This is a genomic window from Vibrio natriegens NBRC 15636 = ATCC 14048 = DSM 759 (assembly GCF_035621455.1).
GTDB lineage: Bacteria > Pseudomonadota > Gammaproteobacteria > Enterobacterales > Vibrionaceae > Vibrio > Vibrio natriegens.
The window spans coordinates 2428530-2448136 of the sequence record NZ_CP141822.1; the positions used below are offsets into that span (position 1 = coordinate 2428530).

17 protein-coding genes are annotated in these 19607 nt (G+C 37.7%); 9 read left to right on the forward strand and 8 right to left on the reverse strand.

The window, feature by feature from the left end; translation table 11 throughout:
- Window positions 1-192 precede the first annotated feature (192 nt).
- Window positions 193-744, forward strand: coding sequence for a gamma-glutamylcyclotransferase family protein (locus VER99_RS10990; protein ID WP_020334322.1), 552 nt, complete (start codon window positions 193-195; stop codon window positions 742-744).
- Window positions 745-776: 32 nt separating this feature from the next.
- Here VER99_RS10990 and VER99_RS10995 read toward each other — a convergent pair whose 3' ends face one another.
- Window positions 777-1373, reverse strand: coding sequence for an outer membrane beta-barrel protein (locus VER99_RS10995; RefSeq protein ID WP_020334323.1), 597 nt, complete (start codon window positions 1371-1373; stop codon window positions 777-779).
- A gap of 460 nt (window positions 1374-1833) precedes the next feature.
- Between VER99_RS10995 and VER99_RS11000 the strand changes: the two genes are divergently transcribed.
- Window positions 1834-2832 (forward strand): substrate-binding domain-containing protein, encoded by a 999-nt coding sequence (locus VER99_RS11000; RefSeq protein ID WP_020334325.1) that lies wholly within the window; start codon window positions 1834-1836, stop codon window positions 2830-2832.
- A 644-nt stretch (window positions 2833-3476) separates the two neighbouring features.
- Complete coding sequence (gene ebgR / locus VER99_RS11005) at window positions 3477-4469, forward strand: transcriptional regulator EbgR (RefSeq protein ID WP_024373069.1); 993 nt, start codon at window positions 3477-3479, stop codon at window positions 4467-4469.
- A 6-nt stretch (window positions 4470-4475) separates the two neighbouring features.
- Here ebgR and VER99_RS11010 read toward each other — a convergent pair whose 3' ends face one another.
- Window positions 4476-5393 (reverse strand): LysR family transcriptional regulator, encoded by a 918-nt coding sequence (locus VER99_RS11010; RefSeq protein ID WP_020334328.1) that lies wholly within the window; start codon window positions 5391-5393, stop codon window positions 4476-4478.
- Window positions 5394-5507: 114 nt separating this feature from the next.
- Between VER99_RS11010 and chrA the strand changes: the two genes are divergently transcribed.
- From chrA to VER99_RS11030, 4 genes are all read left to right on the forward strand, one after another.
- On the forward strand, window positions 5508-6650 hold the full coding sequence (chrA, locus tag VER99_RS11015; RefSeq protein WP_020334329.1) for a chromate efflux transporter: 1143 nt from the start codon (window positions 5508-5510) through the stop codon (window positions 6648-6650).
- Window positions 6651-7006: 356 nt separating this feature from the next.
- Entirely contained in the window at window positions 7007-8731 is a 1725-nt protein-coding gene (locus tag VER99_RS11020) for a hypothetical protein (RefSeq protein WP_020334330.1), read from the forward strand.
- 10 nt (window positions 8732-8741) lie between these two features.
- Window positions 8742-9917, forward strand: a complete 1176-nt coding sequence (locus tag VER99_RS11025) for a glycosyltransferase family 2 protein (protein ID WP_020334331.1) — start codon at window positions 8742-8744, stop codon at window positions 9915-9917.
- Window positions 9918-10117: 200 nt separating this feature from the next.
- Window positions 10118-10846 carry a class I SAM-dependent methyltransferase gene (locus tag VER99_RS11030; protein ID WP_020334332.1) on the forward strand — a complete coding sequence of 243 codons (729 nt, stop codon included), beginning with the start codon at window positions 10118-10120 and terminating at the stop codon, window positions 10844-10846.
- Between the two features lie 3 nt (window positions 10847-10849).
- On the opposite strand, the gene VER99_RS11035 is transcribed toward VER99_RS11030, so the two are convergent.
- Window positions 10850-12046: a glycosyltransferase family 87 protein gene (locus VER99_RS11035; RefSeq protein WP_020334333.1), complete on the reverse strand. Its 1197-nt coding sequence runs from the start codon at window positions 12044-12046 to the stop codon at window positions 10850-10852.
- Window positions 12047-12511: 465 nt separating this feature from the next.
- Here VER99_RS11035 and VER99_RS23005 point away from each other — a divergent pair, with 465 nt between their 5' ends.
- Together VER99_RS23005 and VER99_RS11040 are read left to right on the forward strand one after the other, a co-directional pair.
- Entirely contained in the window at window positions 12512-12862 is a 351-nt protein-coding gene (locus VER99_RS23005; RefSeq protein ID WP_020334334.1) for a GtrA family protein, read from the forward strand.
- Window positions 12863-12866: 4 nt separating this feature from the next.
- Window positions 12867-13808, forward strand: a complete 942-nt coding sequence (locus VER99_RS11040; protein WP_020334335.1) for a glycosyltransferase family 2 protein — start codon at window positions 12867-12869, stop codon at window positions 13806-13808.
- A 136-nt stretch (window positions 13809-13944) separates the two neighbouring features.
- Here the strand turns inward: VER99_RS11040 and VER99_RS11045 are convergent, their stop codons facing one another.
- The 5 genes from VER99_RS11045 to VER99_RS11065 are packed head-to-tail and all read right to left on the reverse strand — an operon-like array spanning window position 13945 to window position 19607.
- Entirely contained in the window at window positions 13945-14961 is a 1017-nt protein-coding gene (locus tag VER99_RS11045; protein WP_020334447.1) for a tetratricopeptide repeat protein, read from the reverse strand.
- A 43-nt stretch (window positions 14962-15004) separates the two neighbouring features.
- Window positions 15005-15952: a type II secretion system F family protein gene (locus tag VER99_RS11050; protein WP_020334448.1), complete on the reverse strand. Its 948-nt coding sequence runs from the start codon at window positions 15950-15952 to the stop codon at window positions 15005-15007.
- A gap of 2 nt (window positions 15953-15954) precedes the next feature.
- Window positions 15955-16923, reverse strand: coding sequence for a type II secretion system F family protein (locus tag VER99_RS11055; protein WP_020334450.1), 969 nt, complete (start codon window positions 16921-16923; stop codon window positions 15955-15957).
- 8 nt (window positions 16924-16931) lie between these two features.
- Entirely contained in the window at window positions 16932-18371 is a 1440-nt protein-coding gene (locus VER99_RS11060; RefSeq protein ID WP_020334451.1) for a CpaF family protein, read from the reverse strand.
- Between the two features lie 12 nt (window positions 18372-18383).
- Entirely contained in the window at window positions 18384-19607 is a 1224-nt protein-coding gene (locus VER99_RS11065; RefSeq protein ID WP_020334452.1) for an AAA family ATPase, read from the reverse strand.

The window sequence follows — 19607 nt, forward strand, 5'->3', positions numbered from 1 at the left end:
TCGATGCAGGTTGAATGATCGGATCATTATTGCCAGCCCAGAGATTTTCAGCGACAAAATGGATACTACCATAAACATACATTAAAAATACATGTTAGGGAGAAGACTATACTTTGGGGGTAAAGTTTGTGCTTCTACGAAGGGTTAGGTATAAAGAAAGGCGGTTCGCAATTAAGTAAGGGACGTAAACAGATGTACATATTCGGCTATGGCAGCTTGATTAATTCCGCTTCTCGAAAGTTGACAGGACAAACAGGCGCAGCGATTCCAGTCATCGCACACGGATTAGTTCGCTATTGGGGCAAAATCGATGAAAGTTACACCTTGTCCCCGCTGGTCGTTAACGAAGGACAAGGACAGGTCAACGGCGTGCTACTTGAAGTCAATGATGAAGCTTTAGCAGAATTCGATCGTCGCGAACGTGGCTATCATCGTATTCAACTTCGCCCCGATCAAATTGAAACAGACCAACCATTTAATCCCGATCACGCTATTTGGGTTTATGTAAAGGACGAGCCACTGCCGCCCTGCTCTAACAGCCCGATAATGCAAAGCTACGTTGATACCGTTTTGGCTGGTTGTCTGGAGGTTTCCCACTCTTTTGCCGAACACTTTGTTAGGCATACCGTGGGTTGGCAACACGCGAAAGAGAATGATCGTCATCAACCGAAATACGGAAACCTCGCAGGTGTTCATGACCATCATTATGAACTGATTGATGCGTTGATCGAAAAAGGAGCCTAAAGGCTCCTTTTTCGTATTCAGTTAGTTTTAGATTAAAACTTGTAATCTACGCCAACATAAACGCTGTCGAAATCGAAATCGAGTTCGCCACCGCCTTCAACATCAATCGTTACTGAAGAAGCACGGTAACCGCCAGAAACAATAAAACCTGAATCAAATTCATAGCCTACTTCAGCGCCGTAGTTAAAACCCACATCACTGCCGTCAGTTTTGCCATTTGCATCCAAAATGTTTGAAGCTACTTCGAAGTCAACACCAATTACACCAAGGCCAGCTAGCGCACCGATGTAAAAACCAGACTCAGAGAATTGGTACTTAGGTTTAGCATTCAAGTTAAAAGCGTAACCATCAATAGAAACCTTTACCCAGTCACCCATGGAAGATTCTTTCTTCTCGAAGCTACCGTAGCTAACGTACTCAGCTTCCAAAGCCAGTTTGAAGTTTTCTGAGTATTGCACTTCGCTACCTAAAACGATGCCCAAACCCGTCACCGAATCATCAGAAGAGATCCCTTCAACTTCAAGATCAGAATTAAGAACATCAACACCAACATACCAGTTATCATTTGCTTGAACTGACGCTGACGCAACCACTGCACCTAGAACCAATAGTGGCATTACTTTTTTCATTATAATTTCCTATACCTTTCATGTATTTAAACAGTTTTAAAAAGCGCAGGGATTATAATTACAGTGCAGCGCATTCATATTGATAGATAAATAAAATGCGACGCAATACATAAATATGATTGATAAAAATATTACCTATTTAAACGCACTTCCTAAACAAGCGTCGTGCCTTCAACAGTCAGTAACACGCGTTCAGATTCATCATGCATTTCTAAGATAACAATATGTATTCCGACGTCTCACTACTCATCTAGACAAAGTCTGAGTATGAGCTGTTTTCCATGATAAAACACGCTTTAAAACTTTAATAAAAGGTATAACGTTTACACTAACAGTAAACTTAATAAAAACAGGTGGTAAAGATCTCATTTCCAACTGCAAACTCTCTATTGAATTGAACTGATTACACTATGGGTGTTTAATACTTTCAGTCAAATGTTCTCGCCCATAAAGGTCAAATATGGCAACCATCAAAGATGTTGCAAAAGAAGCTGGTGTATCCGTTGCTACCGTCTCTCGCGTAATCAATAAATCGCCAAAAGCGAGCCAAAACTCCATTGATGCAGTAACACAAGCTATGAGTAAATTAGGCTACCGCCCTAATGCCGCGGCTCGAGCATTGGTAAGCCAGAGTACCAATACTATTGGTGTACTGGTAAGTGATGTATCCGATCCTTTTTTTGGTACGTTAGTAAAGTCCGTTGATAACGTTGCACGTGAAAATGGTAAGCACATCCTGATTGGCAATGGTTACCATAATGCGGACGATGAACGCCGCGCTCTGGATTTATTAGCGAACAGCCGATGCGACGCTCTTGTCATTCACGCCAAAGGGCTTTCTGACGAGGAACTCATCGCCTATGCCAAAGAAGTCAAAGGATTGGTATTGATCAACCGTCATATTCCCGTGCTGGCCGAACGCTGCATTTCTCTCGATAACCGCAAAGGTGCCTTCTTAGCCACTGAATATTTGATTCGTCACGGACATCGTAAGATCGCCTGTATCGCCTCTTCTCATGACATCGAAGATACCGATGAGCGCTTACAAGGTTATCAAAGTGCACTAAAAGAACATGGTATTGAGCTGTCAAAAAGCTATGTCGAATATGGTGAGCCAAACAGTGATGGGGGCGAAGTAGCAATGACCAACCTGCTGACAAAGTCTCTCGAAATCACAGGGGTTGTGGCCTATAACGACTACATGGCTGCTGGCGCTTTAGCGACATTGGAGCAAAACGGTATTGATGTGCCGCAACAAGTCTCTATGGTGGGGTTTGATGACGGACTCATAGCTCGCTTTGTCCATCCAGGCTTAACTACCATCCGCTATCCTATTGAAATAATGGCAGAACGCGCTACTCGTTTAGCATTAGCGCTTTCTCGTAACGAAAAAGTTGAAGATGAGACGATCATTTTTAGCCCTACGTTAGTTCGCAGAGATTCTGTGGCAAAAGTATAATTTAGCAACAACAATTGACCGCACGTGATTAAGAGCGCAGCTGCCTTAGTAAGAAAAAGTGGGCTAACTACCATCCTAGATAAGTCGCTGTTCACCTCGTCTAGGACAATAATGATCAACGACTTAGTTAAGCTGGTAATCGCCCACCCAAAACGCTATCTATAAATTCAAACTAATAAACAGTTTGCTGCTGATAGCAACCCCCAGAGCTCAACACCCCACTGTTGAGCCCCCATTTCTGGTTTAATTGGTCTTCCCAAATACCGAATACTGTGTTTCCAAAGCCAGTTCATCGAATACCGTTTTTTTAAGCGGTGCGCTCTGCATGACCATCAGCCCAACACGGGTATAGTTGAAAAAGAACAGGCTAAATTCTAGCAACCAATATCGATCGAAATCCGTGATCAACCTCCAATCATGTAAACGTTTCCACTAATTGTTTAATTGATTAAGTTGATCTATTAAACACCGTTGATGAAAAACAAGGGGCTCTAATTGAGGAGAAAAGTCATTAAGGTAGATGATCAAATGAAATGGAAAAAGAAAACAGTGCAGAAAATTTGTTTCTGCATAACCCACTGTTTAAAATAGCGGTATTACTGCTTTCTCATCGAGATCGCGCGTTGTGTCTACGGGAATGGTACATGGCAAAATTAAAAGACGTTGCAAACGAGGCTGGTGTATCACTTGCGACGGTATCGCGTGTTTTAAATAATGATCCGACATTAAATGTAAAACAAGAAACCAAACGTCGTATCTTAGAGATTGCAGACAAACTCGAATATCGCACCAAAAGTTCAAAAGGCTCGACCGGAAAGAGCACCCAGCGTCATCATTTCTTAGCCCTTTATAATTACCGACAAGAACTCGAAAGTAGTGATCCTTACTACTTGTCGATTCGTCATGGTATTGAAAGCCAATGCGAGAAGCTCGGTATTACCCTCACCAACTGCTACAACAATGAGTTGGAAACCGATACGCAGAAAGTCACAGGTATCCTTCTTGTTGGCGACATAGAGCAAAAGATTATCAATAAGTTACCTAAGCGTTTAGAAAATTTCATTTGCTGCATCGATGTTTCTGAACAAGATAATCCATATGATTGTGTAAGTGCCGATCTCGAGCGGATAAGCAAACAAGTCGTCGACTTTTATGCCAATCAGGACTATCGGAGAATTGGCTTTATAGGTGGTCAAAGCCAAACAGATTCGACTGATAACCGAAAGACTGCATTTGTCGAATACGCCAGCCTAAGAGGTTTAGTTTCAGAATCGGATATCTATTACGGCGACGGTTCAAGCCAGTCCGGATATGACTTAGGCACAGAGATGTTGGCTAAAGGAGATATTCCTACTGCAATATTTGTCACCTCAGACACGATTGCAATCGGGGTTTTACGCGCTATCCATGAGTGCGGACTGCACATTCCAAACGACATTGCTATGATCAGTATGAACGACATTCCAACCGCTAGTTTTACCTTCCCTCCACTATCAACGGTACGTATTCACTCTGAGATGATGGGGGCTCAAGGGGTTAACTTATTGGTTGAAAAACACCGTGATGATCGTAAGTTACCTCTTAAAGTTTATGTTCCTAGCGAGCTCATTTTACGTAATACGACCAAAATAGGTTAAACGTTATCACTGAGAAGTAATCGTTTCTGCTACCAACTTTCTCAACCAGATACCTTTCTCATCATTTTCGCGACTGGTGTGCCATATCATAGAAATCTCAAAATCCGCCACTGAAATAGTTGGTTGAATCGTCACTAAATCATCTGAAAAACCTTCAGCCAGCGCCATCTTTTCCGGCACAATCGCTATGAGATCTCGCTGTTTAAGTAAGTGACGAATAGTAAGAAAATTACGTGATGCCACGGTGACCTGGCGGCTCAAACCGTGCTCCGCGAGCTTTTGGTCTACTTGTGTCTTTAAGCTGCCATCAGGACTGACTAATGCTTGTTTGATATTGGCAAACTCAACGACAGATAACGCTGACTTACCGTTCAACACCTTCTTATCACATAAACATACATGTTTCTCGGTATAGAGGTACTGGCTACAATAGTCCTCTTCAGGAGCAGGTATGCTACCAATCACAAGATCTAACTTATCGCGCTCGGTTCGTTGCATGTAATTACTTCGATCAACATTAATAAAGCTGATTTTCGCGTCAGATGCCTGCCTATGAATTTCATCATAGATAGCTGGCGCAAAAATGAATTCAGCGTAATCAGTTAAACCAATGCGACACACACCCGAGTAACTCTGTGGCTGAAACTCAGATTTAGTCAGTAGGTCTTTTGTTATGGAGTCCAGAAGATTATGTACGATTGGAGCAATATTGTGAGCATGTTCTGTTGGCTCCATTTTGTGTCCTTTACGCTCGAAAAGAGGATCATCAAAAAGTAACCGTAAACGAGATAGACTATGGCTCATTGCAGATTGGCTCACATAGCTATTCTCTGCCGCTAAACTGACACTTCGATAGCGATATAGGTAAGAAAATGTCACCAACAGATTCAAGTCAATATTGCGCCATTGAACGTCGTCTTTCATTAGCTACCTATCCTATTTCATTCATAAATTAAATTCAGATTATCAATTTGAGTCATTTTAAACCACTCGCTAAATTAACAACATGAAAATTCTATTTAGATAAATAGGCTCAACATGTTCACTATTTTTAAAACTTTCTTTTGGCTCGGTTGGTTCAGCTTTGGTGGCCCTGCCGCTCACATTGGCTACTTCCGCCAAACTTTCGTTGAAAAGCTCAAATGGCTGGATGACAGCGAATATGCACAAATCGTCGCATTGAGTCAGTTCTTACCCGGCCCAGGCTCTAGTCAAGTGGGATTTGCATTGGGATATAAACGTGGCGGACTAGGAGGAGCATGCGCGGCTTTTATTGGCTTTACGCTACCTTCAGTGCTGATCATGCTGGTATTAGCCATGGTAAGCAGCCAAGTCACCGATACGGCTCTGTTTCAAAACATCGTACACGGATTAAAGTTGCTGGCCGTTGTGGTGGTAGCCGATGCGACATGGGGAATGTACAAGAACTTTTGCCAAACTAAGTTAACGGCCGGGTTATGTGTCGCAACAACGATCGCACTTTTGCTCGTGCCAGGCATAACAACTCAGATGCTGGTTTTGATTATCGCTGGAATGGTCGGCGTACTCTACTTGAAGAAAGAATCTGCCATTCCAGCACAACCGTTTAAGCCCAACTTAACACCGCTTGTGATCTTTGCAGTACTACTGTTCGGGCTACCTCTCATTGCCCATACAACCCCAATGGTAAGCCTACTTAATGACTTCTTTCAGGCAGGAAGTTTAGTATTCGGTGGCGGTCATGTGGTACTTCCCCTGTTAGAAAATATCCTTGGCGATCAAATCAGCCAGGACGCATTTTTAACCGGTTACGCTGCCGCACAAGCCGTACCGGGCCCGATGTTTACCTTTGCAACATATCTTGGCTATCAACTAACAGAGACACCGGCTCTTAGTGCTCTAGTTGCTACATTAACTATCTTCCTGCCAGGTTTCTTACTATTGCTTGGCGTACTAAAAAACTGGCAACGACTAGCAGCGAAACCCGCGATTTCCGGAGCCGTTAGTGGCGTAAATGCGGCCGTTGTAGGTCTACTCTTAGCAGCACTTTACCAACCTGTGTTTACCAGTGCAGTCGCAGACCCGATAGATATTGCCCTGGTGATTGCTGGCTTCTATCTGCTTAAGAAGTTGAATGTTTCGATACTGTGGATGATAATGTTTTTTGTTGGGGTGGGAGTTGTAAATGGCCTTAATAACTGACCCAATTGTGCTAACTTTTTGTATTTCATGACCACTGCTGGTAAACGGCAAGCGTCAGCTCCCTTTACACATACACAACCACTATTACATAAAGGTTCATAGAATATTACCGCCTATACGACCGATGCAATTGCGCGCAACCTTATACATTAATAGTTCGGGCCCCAGCATTTTCTTGTTGCAGGTAGTACCCGATGAGAAACCAAAACACAGATGTTGTTTGAACTAAAACGTCTATGGTTAGTGACCAACAATTAACTTTTTCATAAAATAGACACATATATGCATAAACTAAATTGATAATTTTGGTGATTATACTAATATTTTTTTATTACAAATCATTGAGGTAGTCAAACTTGAACCAGCAATCCAACCAGAGGTTTGATACTAAACCTTACGTACCTTTAATTTTGTCTATCACTTTAGCTGTCGCGATATTTTTTGTACGATATACTGGAGTTGCGGAATGGGATTTAGGCGATAACGATAATTTTATGCGCCTTCATCAAGTCATGACGTTCATAGAATCTCCTTCTTGGTATGTGCAACCTCTAAGAGATTTTAATCCACAAGATGGACAAATTATCCATTGGTCGCGAATACCCGATCTTCCAATACTTGCTTTGTACTATGTATCCCGGCTTTTTGTTGATCATACCAATGCATTACAGTTCTCTATTGCAATAGTACCTCTAATCTATTTAGTTTTCTTCATACTAATATTATGCCAAATATCGAGAGAAATACTTGGCATTGATCGACACATATTAACTATTATATATACTTTTTTTTCGATTTCTGCTATTAAATTTTATCCAGGTTATATAGATCATCACAACTTACAAGTACTTCTTTATAGTATTTTTATATTATTAACTTTCTCACCAAACTACAAAGAAAAATTATACGTATACGGTTGTGCGATAAGCATTACTGTTTCTTTGCTAATAGGGTTAGAAGTCCTACCTTTCTTTATTATCACATTAGCTTTATTAACTATTTACGCTTTATATAGTGACCTAAAAAAGCTAAAATTTATAAGAGACATATCGTTACTAACAGTCGTATCCGGTGTTATAGGAATAATGATATTCCAACCGGTATCTATTTGGTTTAATCCACAATACGATATACTAAGCTTACCGCTTTTATGCTTCTTTTTAGCTGCAGCAATCAGTATTTCATTAACACTCCTAAATCCAAGACTAACTGTTTTACTCCTGTCTTCATTCGCTTGTATTGGCCTCACTTGGTTAATTTTTCCCAACGTTTTAAAGTCACCATATTCAGATTACCCTGAACCGCTGGTAACTTACTGGCTTAGTCACGTTCTAGAAGCTAGACCATTAACAACAGTAATCAAAGATGCCTCTGAATTGTCTCAAATTTGGTTGTATTTTGTTACCATAGTTCCTGCTGCTCTTTCTATTTTTCTACTAAAAAATAACATAAAAAAACTTTACTACCTATTATTTATTATTAGTTTAATACCAGCAATATTTTGGCAAGTAAGAACTATTATATATTCTTCAATGCTGGCAATACCACTAAATTTAACCGTTGGTTTGTATTTATTTAATATTATCAATATTCCAGTTCTTCGAATCTTACCTCCTTTTTTAATCGCACCTGCACTATCAACTATTATAGTCTTACAAATAGAAATATTACTGGGGGTTGATGATACAGAGAAAGACGTTAAAACAATGAGTACGCATGAATATATAAAAAAACTAGATATAGAAGGTAAGAAAATATTAGCTCCAATGGATAATGGAGCAGAAATAGTCACATTAACAGATAACTATATCATCGCTGCACCTTATCATAGAAATATTCGTGGAAACCTTTTATACGTAAACACATTACTATCTGATAACTACCATACTGCGTATAAATTACTACGAGAAGAGGGTGTTGATTTATTTGTATTTAATAACAATGACTCTCAAACAAAATACATATTATCAGGGGCTAATGATAAAAGTCTAGTAAAACTACTTTCGAATAATAAACAACCAGAATGGCTAACGCCTATAAGTAAAAGTTACAATGGTATTTTTATTTACTCTATAAATTAAAAGAGGATGTATGGCTGAAAAAATGGACTTAAATAATTGTGAATTGACAATATTAATGCCATGCTTAAATGAAGCAGAAACGTTAAATACCTGTATTGTTAAAGCTCAGAATTTTATTAAAAATAATAATATCAATGGAGAGATATTAATAGCAGACAATGGTAGCACTGATGGCTCCCAAGATATAGCTAAAGAAAATGGAGCGATCGTAATTAACGTAAAAGAAAAAGGATATGGCTCAGCTCTTTTAGGCGGGATAAATAAAGCCAATGGTAAGTATATAATTATGGGTGATGCCGATGATAGTTATGATTTTTTAAAGTTAGAAGAATTTTTATCTAAACTAAGACAAGGTTTTGATGTAGTAATGGGAAATAGATTTAAAGGAGGGATTGCACCTAAAGCTATGCCTTGGCTTCATAAATACATTGGTAATCCTATATTAAGTTACCTCGGCCGACTTTTTTTTAATATCCCATGTAAAGATTTCCATTGTGGGTTACGTGGTTTTAATCGAGAAAAAATAATTCAGCTTAATTTAAGAACTACGGGAATGGAGTTTGCGAGTGAAATGGTAGTCCGTTCTGCATTGAGTCACCTAAAAATAACTGAGGTCCCTACCACTCTTTCCCCAGATGGAAGAACAAGGCCCCCCCATCTAAGAACTTGGAGGGATGGCTGGAGACATCTTTGTTTTTTACTCATGTATTCACCAAAGTGGCTATTTCTTTATCCATCCACTCTGTTATTTATAATTGGATTAACTACTATAATCAATTTATTTACCGGCCCATTAACAATTAATAATGTTACTTTTGAAAATAAAACATTTTTTGCTGGATGCTTATGCATGCTAATAAGCATACAATGTTTTTCTATAGGTCTATTTGTCAGAAGATATGCTTCTGAACGAAATTTATTACCAGATTCTAAATATAAATCTTGGCTAAATAAGATAACTTTAGAAAGTGGATCATTTATTGGACTATCATTATCAGGAGTAGGATTAACTGGGTTTATATGGTGTGTAATACAATGGTCTGAAGTTAGCTTTGGTGATTTAAAGTCAGATATAGTAAGCCGTGTAATGATTTTATCAATGACTTTATTGGCAAGTGGAATACAGACTTTTTGCATATCATTTTTAGGATCTATCATTAGCATTAAGAATTTAGATCATAATTAACTGTATTTTAAATAAAATTTCAATCTAATTATTTAATATAAAACATAAATATTATTTATATTTACAATACAGTTTGATATAATTAATTTAGACATTGAAATTAAATAAAATCGTGATTACTTTGTATATCACAATTAATTTTTGTGATTATTTATACCTTTAAATGGTACTGTAAGTTTCCTTTAAAGTTAGGAGTATCGATGGAACGTGAATCTTATAATGATATGTACATTTATGAAGATGTCCATTGGTGGTTTACTGCCAGAAGATCAATTTTACAAAAAGTATTAAATCAACATTGTCGGTACAACAACCCTAAAAATATTCTCGAAGTAGGCTGTGGATCCGGCGGAAACCTCCAGATGTTAAAAGCGTATGGAGATTTATTTGCGATGGAGTTAGATGATAATACAAGAGAAATTGCGAATCGTAGGAATATTTGTGATGTAAAGAAAGGGATACTTCCAAATGATATACCTTTCGATGATAGATTTGATTTAATATGTATTTTTGATGTTCTAGAGCATATTGATGATGATTTGGAAACATTAAAATCTTTGAGAAAAAAATTAACTCATAAAGGTAAACTTGTTATTACAGTACCCGCCTATATGTTTCTATGGAGTGCCCATGATGAAGCTAATCATCATAAAAGACGTTATACAAGAAAACAGCTAAAAGATATCGTTTCTGCGTCAGGGTTAAGTATTATATATACGTCATACTTTAATACTATTTTATTCCCTATAATAGCAGCCGTAAGAATTATAAATAACATTCTTAATAAGAATACAGAAAGTGATGTCAATCTACCATCCAAACCTGTAAATAATTTATTAAAAAAAATATTTAGCTTTGAAAAAACATTCTTGCCTACGATTTCTTTTCCCTTCGGGGTTTCAATAATTCTAATTGCAAAAAATGAATGAGGACTATTTAAAAATCAGATCATCATTAAAACGCTCGTAATCTTTAATTTTATACATCAAAAAAATCAATAAAGTTAAAGTAACTAAAGGAAATACTGGAAATCCTAAGTATCCCAGTGGCATCATAGAAATAGGCATTAGCCATGCAACCATTAGTAAAGTTTGTTCACCGTATATGAAGCCTCTCTGAATCCCTCTACTGAGTTGCCATATAATTACCATACTGAATGCAGTCATATCATAAGAGTGGATATAAGGGGTGACTAAATATGTTGCAACAATAAGAACTGATACTTTTAATTCTAACAACTTGCACTTTTTAAAAGCATATATTACACATCCAACAGTAAAAATAGAGCTAAGTGCCTGAAAAAACCAAGCCAAATTAATATTATCAAATAACATTCTAATACTTACAAATGGAGATGGCTGCATAAATATAGCAAGTCCAACTCCACTTTCTATAAAATTTTTAGAATAGTCCCAAGGGGAGTTATTAAACCAAGCGTCCCATACTCCAACGCCAAAAAAAATAACACTGACAATAATCAACGAAACGGTTGAAATTACAGCCCAAATAAAAGCTTTTCTATAACCACCTGCAATAAGAGCGATAGGTATTAATAGCCCTAAATGAGGTTTAATAGTTAAAAGTCCAAATAAAAGACCAGATAAAATAGGTTTACTTTCTAATAACATCAACCCACAAATCAATAATGCTCCGGTAAATAACCCATTTTGTCCTGTAGTTAAATTAAGAAAGGTTGTAGGAGAAAAAACGACTAAAAGACTAAACAATTTACTTTTTTGGAAAATAAAAGCTGGAATACTAAAAATAAATACACCGATAAAACTCCATAGTATCAATGCTTTTATATAACTAAAATTTGATAATACTGACACTGGAAATAAGGTTTGTGGAGGATATGCAAAATTAAAAACAACTCCTGATTTTTTGATATCATTAGAAGTATGAGAAACTAATAACTCTGGATTATAAATATCATTGTATTTACTTTCTGCGGCTAAGTTAGCAACAGTCCACCAATTAAGAAAATCTCTTCCTAAAACTTGACCTCTAGATAACTCTCCTTTAAAAAAATCTTGATTATCGGAATATACAAATTTAAAACTGCCTAAAAAGCCGACTAACATACCAACAATCAAGATAAATTTTGACGTCTTAGCTTGAAGAAACATCCATTCCTCACTCAAGTTCACAAGCACAAGGTTAGATTTACTAAGTATAGTAGATTAGTTTTCAAAAAACGCGATGTTAAATGCTTTTTTAATAAAAAACGAGTCCTAAGATTCGCTTTTTATTTAATTGACGATTTAACCAAGCAACTCTTTCGCAGCGTTTACTACGTTTTCATTAGTGAAAGCAAACATCCTTATCGAATACATCTGTTGTTGGCATTGAAACAAAGTGTGCTTGCTTACCTTCAGCAGTCAATTGTGATTATTTTTCTTCCACTTTTTACATACTGCTCACAGAATGTTACGTCTTTACTCGTAGGCTTAGAATCTCTGCCTTTTTTATTATTGCATTAGCCTTACTAACTAGTTACGCTATATATAATGACTTAAAGCAACTAATTTTATGTTTACGATAACAATACTACTGATAATGCAACTAACGAGACTACAACTTTGGGAGTCTTTATGATAATAAACTTTAGTATTTATGCATTAATAGGAGTGCTTAATACCACAATACATTGGGTTGTTTTTTATATTTTTTATTCATTAAATTTTGAACAATCATACTGTAACCTAGTGGCCTTTGTATGCGCAGCATCTTTTTCATATATATTAAACTCTAAATATAACTTTAAAATAGAATTAAAAACAAATAAATATATTTATTTTGTGATTATCATGGGAGTGATTAATTATTTAATAGGTCTTAATTCAGAAAATATTGAGTTATCTCCTCTGCTTACATTGGTTATATCCTCATTTTTAAGTCTTTTCTTAGGCTTTATAGTTTCGAATTTTTTTATTTTTAGGTGATTGCATGGACATATCTCTAATCGTCCCAGTTTTTAATGAAGAGAGCACAATTGATTTTTTTTTCAATGAAGTGAAAAATAACCAGTTCTTATCAAAAAAGGATATAGAAATAATTTTTATCAATGATGGTAGTACTGACAATACAGAAATTGAAATAAGCAAAATAATAAAAAAAGATCCTAATATTACTTTAATAAATCTCTCAAGAAATTTTGGGAAAGAATCAGCCTTATTTGCAGGACTAGAAGCTTCTAAAGGGAAATTTGTTGTTCCTATAGATGTAGATTTACAAGATCCTATCTATATGATTGAAGTTATGTTTGATAAAATAAATAATGGCTATGATGTAGTTTTAGCTAAGAGAATTGACAGGTCATCAGATAGCTATATTAAAAGAAATACTGCTAACTTATTTTATAAAGTTCACAATTTAATATCAGATATAAAAATTGAGCCTAATGTTGGCGACTTTAGAATGATGAGTAGAACCGTCGTTGATTCAATTATATCTTTATCTGAGACTCAGCTTTTTATGAAAGGGGTACTTTCTTGGATAGGTTACAATACTACTATCGTTACATATAGGCGAGAAAAGCGCTCCGCAGGAAATACTAAATTTCGTGTTTTAAAATTATGGAACCTAGCGATTGAAGGAATAACCTCATTTAGCACAGTCCCCTTAAAACTATGGACTTACTTAGGACTAGCCATCTCACTAAGTTCTTTTTTGTACGCAATAAATTTAATATTAGATAAACTTATCTTTGGCAATGACGTCGCCGGTTATCCATCTATAATGGTATCAATCCTTTTCTTAGGCGGAATTCAACTAATTGGGATCGGTGTTATAGGAGAATATCTTGGTCGTGTCTATATGGAAACAAAACGAAGACCAAGATATATAATCAGAGATATTCTTCACTCTAAAGTGGATAATAATCAGTAATTCTTACGACTTAATACCAACTCATATCCCGACACTTAAAAAGTCAGCAGCAAACGCTGCTGGCTTAGGATGAAAACTTTCAACGTATTTTAGGACGAGATGAGACATCTAAACCTTCTGAAACGAGAAAAGTTGCTCATTGTAATACTGCTTTAGATGTATCTCTATCAGCCCTGACCATAGCTAATGCACGTTCTAAGTTTTCATTCGCTTTTGCATAATAGGATGGACTTTGGTCAATAGCCTCCTGAAGATAAGGAATCGCCTCTCCTGGTTCCCCTCTTAGAATGAGGAAGTAGCCAACACTATTTAGTGCCTCAGATGTAGACATGTGCTGCCCAAAAATACCTAGCGCTTTACGCGGCTCTCCTTGAGCTATAGCTATTAGACCCAAATTATTAATCGCTTTTTCGTTACTATTATTTAAGTTTAAAGCGGCATTAGTAAAATAAGTTGCTTTTCCATATGCACCCACCATATAATAAGAATAACCAAGGCTTACAAGTGCCCTTTCATTATAGGGTTTAATTTCTAGTGCTTTATGTAAAAAGGCGTGAGCTATCTCATGGTTATTATTTATATCATAGAGTACACCTAGGCCTATATAAGCATTGACAGGTGATTTTTCATCATATCTAAGAGATGAAATATTCTCTCGAGATATATTGTTGACCGTTATGTTCCCCTGGGCGCCAAGACGCAACTGATCCGCATTTAGAGCGCGTAAATAATAGCTTAGTCCAACATCCTTACGTCCCTGCTTGGTATTGAGTTTTCCAAGCTCTTCTAGTGAACCAATATTATTTGGGTTTTCGGCCAGAGAAGCTCTATATGACCTATCTGCTAACTCAAAATCATTTCGTGATTCATGTATTCGTCCGATAGTATAAAGCGTTTTGTCCTTGTGAACACCGTCATCGAAAGAAAGCGACCGTATATATTCATACAAGGCAAGGTCAGTATTATTACTGGTTAATGCAGCATCACCACGAGATATTGCTTCTTCTTCGTTAGCGGGTGGTTCATCATTGGTCAAAGCCTCAACAGGTTTTCCAGAATACAAACTTTTATCAAAGTCTGTTTTCTTTGTCTCGTTGCTTGCACACCCAGAAATCAGTAGTATACACAAAGTAAGCGAATAAACTTTCCACATAATCTTCCCTTATACGTTATTATATCTATATTAGTTATTATATTTACTGCTTAAATGCTTCTGCGAGTTGAATCAATGAGGGTCCTATCGCAACGATAAAAAAGCAAGGCCAAATAAACAGTACCATAGGAAACATCATTTTTACCGGAATTTTTGCGGCAATTTCTTCTGCGGCTTGCTGCCTTTTATCTCGATAATCTTCGGTATATTCTCTTAATGAATCAACCAGGCTTCCACCAACTCGTGATGCGTGACTAAGCATACTGACTAACCCCATAAATTCGTCCAACCCGGTCCGTATTACAAACTCTCTGAGACTATCCGGCATGGATTTACCCGCTTGAATTTTCATACAAACTGTATCTATTTCGTCAGCCAGTTCAGGATGGGATATCACCATCTCATCGGCAACACGGCGTAAAGAGGCATTGAAGCCAAGACCAGACTCAGTACACACTACCAACAGATCCAACATATCAGCGACACCTGATCTAATACGGTTTTGACGTTGCTTTACCATTCTCTTTAATATGAAGTCTGGTAATACCAAACCTATAAAAGCACATGCAGCGATATAAATATATAGATTAGTCGACTCCGTTAATGATAAGTAAAGTCCAAGTGAAATTAATAAGCCTACGATTGTTGTCAAAGATTTAATCGAATAAAAAAGCGACAGCGCATTTTTTTGATGAAAACCAGCATTCATTAACAGCATTCTGTTGGATTGACGATCTTTTTCATTACCACTTGCAGTCAGAGGTGCTAAAGATTCTAGCGTATTCATCACTTTTTCGTTTCGCGATGATGTAGTTTGAGCCTGACCACCTGAAGCTATCTCTGATAATTTTCTTTTTACTGGAGATTTAACACCAATAATGATATATCCAACAGTTAAAACAAAAAGCACAGTTGTTATTAGAATAAACAACATAAAAAACATATCTTGGCTTATATTAAAATTCACAAGAAAGTTATTGATCATATCCATAATCACACCTCAAAGTTAACGATCTTACGAATCCACATTGAGCCAATAAATAGCGATATCATCCCGCCTATAATCATTTTAATTCCAGTGGGATGATTGTGTAAGGTAGAAATATACTCTGGTTCTATTATTGTAATAATAATATACATTGCAAATGGCGCTAGAACGAGAACCCAAGCAGACATTCTCGACTCTGCAGAAACCGTCTTAATTTTCCTGGCAAGTTTAAACCTGTCTCTTAGTACACGAGAAAGCTTCTCTATATTTTCGATTAAGTTACCACCAGTCTCTTTTTGTAACAGAACCGCACTTGAAAATGCCATCATTGAAACAGTTGGCACGCGCTCGCTCATTTGCATTATTGCCAAACGCATATCATAACCATAATTGAGTAAGCTGAAGGTGTTTTTAAACTCCGGCCCAATCGGTGCCGGCATTTCGCTTCCAACTTCACCAAAGGCCTGGTTGATAGGTTGACCAGCCTGAAGAACACGTTTAATAATATCTAGCGCTTCGGGCAACTGCTCTTCAAACTTCATTAGCCGGTCTCCGATTCGCTTTTGAATCATAAAGTACTCAACAAGCCATATAGAAACAGCCACTCCAACACCTATATACCAAGGCTGGTCAAAAAATATAAGCACCAGGCCGGCTATAACACCTGAAATAAGAGACAAGAATAAGAACTTACCAAACGTCGTATCTATACCCGCCAGTTCAAGTTTCTTTTTAAACACTTCAAACAAAGAAAACTGCACTAAAAAACGTTCTATCCCTGATAGGTTTTTAAGGGAGTTTTCTTTTAGCAAAGAAATACTCTCTTGGTCAATGTGCTTATGACTTTCTTTAATACGTTGAATTAAATGTCGGTGCTTTACCTTTTTCCCAGCAGAAGGCATGATCAGCGCTTGGCTGATAAAAAATACAGAAAGGAATAACAAAAGCAAAAATATCGATAATTGACCTTCCATAAAGCCTCCTAGCGAACCTTCTCATTGAATATTTCAAATGGAACGTCCAAGCCTCGTTTAATAAGTTGATCATGGCAATCAGGAACAATCCCTGTCGCAATGTAATCGCCTATCACATTGCCCTCTTCATCCACACCTTGCCTTTGAAATTTAAAAATTTCTGACATGGTGATTACTTCCCCTTCCATACCGTTAATCTCTTGAATACTAACCATACGACGCTTACCGTCTTCTTGCCTGTCCATCTGAACGACCAGGTTGATGGCTGACGCAATTTGAGAGCGGAGGTTTTTCGTCGATACGTTCCAGCCCGCCATTGAAAACATATTTTCCACACGACTTAAAGCGTCTCTTGGGGTATTCGCGTGTATGGTTGCCAAAGAGCCGTCATGACCTGTATTCATTGCAGATAGCATATCCACCGCTTCACTGCCCCGCACCTCACCAACGACGATTCGGTCTGGTCTCATACGCAGGGAGTTTTTTACTAGCTCGCGCTGAGAGATTTCACCTTTACCCTCAATATTAGCTGGGCGAGTTTCGAGCCTAACCACATGAGGCTGCTGAAGCTGCAACTCAGCTGAGTCTTCTATGGTTACGATGCGTTGATCAGAAGGAATAAAGCCAGATAAAATGTTTAGTGTGGTGGTTTTACCAGACCCGGTACCACCAGATATAAGAATATTGAGTTCACCAACCACTGCCGCATTCAGAAACTTAGCCATCTCCTCCGAAAGCGAGTTAAGATGCAATAAGTTATCCATATTAAGTCGTTCGACAGCGAAACGACGAATCGATACGGAAGCACCATCAATGGCTAACGGCGGGATGATTGCGTTAAAACGTGAACCGTCTTTAAGTCGCGCATCTACCATAGGAGAAGATTCGTCAATTCGTCGCCCTACTTGGCTGACGATTCGGTCAATAATGCTACGGAGATGTCGGTCGTCTAAAAATGTGTGTGGTGTTTTTTCCAGTTTACCAAACCGCTCGACAAAAATACTTTTCGGACCGTTAACCAGAATATCGGAAACGGTGGAATCAGCCAGTAACGGTTCAAGCGGTCCTAAACCAAAGATTTCGTCTTCAATCTGACGAATCATTCGATTTCGAGCTTCCGAACTTAATGGATGCGTCTGATCTTCTGCTATTAGATGTACGACCGCTTCGCGTAATTCTTCTTTCGCTCTGTCTTCTTGAAGGTGCGACAATAGCCCCAAATCTAAGGTATCCAGTAACTTGCTGTGATAGTAGTGTTTTATGGTCTGGTCATGCTCTAACTGCTTTCTCTCCGCTTCCATTTTGCGGACTTTTTCTTCTATCACTGAAGAGTGAACAGCACTACTACTATTCGGCTTAGAAACCGGTTTAGTATGAGTCTCTAATTTCGTATTCAGCAGTTCAGCTTGTGAAAAATTGCTGCCGACATTTTTCCTTTTAAAAAACATAGCGACTCCCTGCTAAGAAAATAGTTTACCTAACCAACTTTGGGTCTGTTTATCTGCTGGTTCTTCCAACTGATGTGAAATATCAATCAGAGACGACTTAATCGCACTATTCTTTTTAGATTGCACTATAGGCTTGCCCAGGTTGGAGCACTCCATCGCAATAGAAAAGTTGTTCGGTACTAAAAGAAGGTCTTGATTTGGAAACGCTTGTTCGATGTCTTTAATCGTTATCGATGTTTTCTTTTCGTAACGATTAATAATTAATCGTACTTGTCCACCGGTTAAACCGTGGTCAAGTTGCAAAGATTTCAAATAATTTGCTGCATGTTTAATTGACGTTACATTTTGCTGCATAACCAAATAAACATAGGAGGCAGGAGCAACAATATGTTGAAAAACATGCTCAACCCCATGAGACATATCGACAATAATATGTTTATAGTATTGGCGTAACAAAGGGATCAAGGCACTCACCTTTGTCGCTCGGTCATAATTATCTTTGATGTTGTCAGCACTAAAACATAAATAATTTACACCCGAAGAGTGCTTATATACTAAGCCATCTAATGATAAGTCATCGAGATCATTCATCGCATCAATGACATCATTAATACTGTATTTAGGCTTACTATTCAGATAATCCGCCGCATCGCTAAACTGCATACCGAGATCAATCAATAGCACTTTGCCTTTTGAATACTCAGATAACGCAATCGCAGTATTTAGTGCCACGGTTGTCGCTCCGGAACCACCCTTAGTATTAATAAATAAAGACAATTCACCTATCTCGCTGCTCGAAGCCTTTTCGTTTGCGATATCCTCTAAAAGTGGCAGCAATTCATAAAAGCCCACTTCGCGATGCAGGTAGTCCGAGGCCCCTAACTTTAAGGCTAATTTAAGCGACGTGGTGTCATGCTCATCACCAAACACCACCAATGCAGTCTGATTGCGTTGCAAGTTTCCTTCGCTTGAATAAATGTGCGATAACTTTTGTGCCCAACTGCTTCCCGCTTCGATATAAATTACATCCGGTGTCCGTCGCTCGCCTAACGAGGTCACCGTAATCTTGCCTAAATCCAGCCACTCAATATTAATATTCACGCACTTGGACAGTTCTGATTCCATATTAATTTTGAATTCAGACGTTTCATAAATCACCCAAACAGTGATATTGGTTTTTAGGGAATGGATGCTGTTTGTTTTAATTTCTTTATTTAATTCTACTGGTTTCAACAT